Raw genomic sequence first — 1,883 nt, 5'->3', positions numbered from 1 at the left:
CCCCCCGATTGCCCCCCCTGCCACTACACTGACCAAGAGCATGCTTTTCTTCAAAGCGATAAAGATCAGTCGCTGGAATCCAAAGCTCATCGGGCTGTACTGCCAGACCTTGCCTGGGGCAGGTGACATAAAGCAATTCGGCACCTTTCTTGCGCGAAGGGATCACGCGGTGCACAAGGCAGGTGCGTGCAGGTACCCCCGCGGTTCCCAGCATTTTGAACAGATCCGATCCGCACAGCTCCACCATCCCACATACTTTTTGTGCCCCGCACACAACCAATGGCGTGCTGGTGACAAGGCGAAACCGCCCCGCCTCAGCCCAGCCTGCAATGGTGGCAAGAGGAACGCCCCAACGCGCCTCGGCTTCAAAAACTGTGAAATACTCTTTTGATGGCAGCGTCATTGGTATCCCTCCCCTGTGGCATCCAGCTTCTATTGGGCCTCATCAAAGAACACATCACCGCATGTAGTTCGCATTCAGCCTGCCGTTTAGGTCAGGCTATTTCCAGAAAAACTTAAGACCTTTACCGGCTTACAACAGGCCAGTTTCTCAAATCAGCACGTCCAGCAGAGTTGATTTGACCAAGGCATCGGTATTTTGAAACACTGAAAGTTTTTGCTGCAACTCGAATTCTAAAATTGACCATTGATATCTATGGGATATTCCAAATCTTCATGAACTCACAGGGGCAGTTGCGACCCTTGGTTTGAGGCCTCCGACGCATCGAGGGAGTAGCCTCAGGAAACGGTTCGATTGTCCTCCATAGGGCGTTGCCTTAATGTTTGAACGCCTATGAACGCCTTTCACTGCCTTTGAACGCCTACGCGCCTATTGACCTTCCATGCTTAGCTTTTCCGCAAACCGTTTGAGCCCGAGCGGTCCTGCTTTGGAGGAGCACATGGAAGACAACGTCCCTACCCCGGAACTTGAACCTGAACAGACACAACCCAGGGCCATTCTTGATGGTTGGATGACCCGCGCAGAGCTGGCCAAAGAGCTTGGCGTTTGTGTTGATACGCTGGGCCGCTGGCAGACCATGCGCATTGGCCCGCCGTGTGTGCGTACCGGACGGCGAGTATTTTACCGCCGCGCCTCTGTCATCGAGTGGCTCAAGCAAAAGGAAATCCGTGAGAACAGGATTTCGAACCTATGAGCGTTCAAGCGATCACCTGGGCTTATGGGTGTTCTCAAGTTTCCGATCCGATCGAGAAGCTTGTGCTGGTCACCATTGCCAACTTTGCAGATGAATACGGCCTGTGCTGGCCCTCGCAAGCCACGTTGCAGGAGGCGTGCTGCTGCTCAGAGCGCAAGCTGTGCAATTGCCTGAATGATCTGGAAGCGCTGGGTCTGATCACCCGCTACCAACGTCGCCGTGCCAATGGCTCTCGCAGGTCCGATATTTTCATCCTTACTGGCTTTGACGGACGCAGGGCCATTCCCGATCAAAATGATCACCCTGCCTTGGAAAACTTACCAGCGATCAAACCCGGAACAACCAGCCGGCATGGTGTGCCGGAAGGACCTGCCAGCAACCGGCACGTGGTGCCGCACCAACCGGCATGTGGTGCCGCTACCAACCGGCACGTGGTGCCCCCCTTGAACCGTCATTTAGAACCATCAAAAGAACCTTTTCCCCCTTACCCCCAAAACATGGCCTGTGAGCAACTTCGGGCAAAACCTCCAGCACAGGCGGTCCTTCAATCCAAGGAGAAATCCCATGAGCAATCTGTTCGATCCCATGAACCCTCCAAACGTAAAAAATCCATTTCCCATGTTTGGCAGAGAGCCTGGGATGAGGCTGTTACAGCAGCTGATAGTCTCCCGGCCAGAACGACGACTAGCACCAAGAACGGCTCAAGAGATTGAGGAACTGGAGCAACTG

At 54.1% G+C, this 1,883-nt stretch carries 3 protein-coding genes; 2 read left to right on the top strand and 1 reads right to left on the bottom strand.

Annotated elements, in window-relative coordinates; genetic code table 11:
- Positions 1–403 (bottom strand): hypothetical protein (locus tag PPL9_RS32445; RefSeq protein ID WP_208989471.1); only part of this gene is annotated, 403 nt, incomplete at its 3' end.
- Between the two features lie 496 nt (positions 404–899).
- Between PPL9_RS32445 and PPL9_RS18345 the strand changes: the two genes are divergently transcribed.
- The gene (locus PPL9_RS18345; protein ID WP_057464045.1) at positions 900–1,154 is read left to right on the top strand and encodes a helix-turn-helix domain-containing protein; all 255 of its coding nucleotides are present in this window, start codon (positions 900–902) and stop codon (positions 1,152–1,154) included.
- Complete coding sequence (locus PPL9_RS18340) at positions 1,151–1,867, top strand: helix-turn-helix domain-containing protein (protein WP_057464044.1); 717 nt, start codon at positions 1,151–1,153, stop codon at positions 1,865–1,867. The genes PPL9_RS18345 and PPL9_RS18340 overlap by 4 nt, the downstream gene beginning before the upstream one ends.
- The last annotated feature ends 16 nt before the right edge of the window (positions 1,868–1,883 follow it).

The organism is Pseudovibrio sp. POLY-S9 (assembly GCF_001431305.1).
Lineage (GTDB): Bacteria > Pseudomonadota > Alphaproteobacteria > Rhizobiales > Stappiaceae > Pseudovibrio.
Note: the sequence above shows the minus strand (reverse complement) of the source record. Positions and strands in the feature narration are given on the sequence as shown.

What these genes read in the sequence shown, in the direction of transcription:
- PPL9_RS18345 (WP_057464045.1), top strand. Translation starts at nt 900, where the DNA reads ATGGAAGACAACGTCCCTACCCCGGAACTTGAACCTGAACAGACACAA.
- PPL9_RS18340 (WP_057464044.1), top strand. Translation starts at nt 1,151, where the DNA reads ATGAGCGTTCAAGCGATCACCTGGGCTTATGGGTGTTCTCAAGTTTCC.